The organism is Bacillus sp. SIMBA_074, assembly GCF_046534555.1.
Taxonomy (GTDB): domain Bacteria; phylum Bacillota; class Bacilli; order Bacillales; family Bacillaceae_G; genus Bacillus_A; species Bacillus_A mycoides.
Window position 1 is genome coordinate 1 of sequence record NZ_JAWRYM010000912.1, and the last position, 252, is coordinate 252.

The window sequence follows — 252 nt, forward strand, 5'->3', positions numbered from 1 at the left end:
GTCGAGGATGCACTCGCTGCCGATTTCACGTCCGTGATGATCGACACGTCGGAAGAACCGTACGAGGAGAACGTCCGCCTGTCTGCGAAGGCTCGCGAGACCGCACCGTCCGACATCGCCGTCGAAGCAGAGCTCGGCGCCATCGGCGGCAAGGAGGACGAGATCGGCCCCGACGAGGCCTCCGGCACGAACCCCGAGCAGGTCGCCGACTTCGTCGCCCGCACGCGCTGCGACATGCTGGCCGTCTCGGTC

General features: G+C 67.5%; 1 protein-coding gene. It reads left to right on the top strand.

Annotated features, from left to right (window positions below):
* Window positions 1–252, top strand: a 252-nt coding sequence (locus SB773_RS33425) for a class II fructose-bisphosphate aldolase (RefSeq protein ID WP_410594748.1), incomplete at both ends; no start/stop codon positions are given.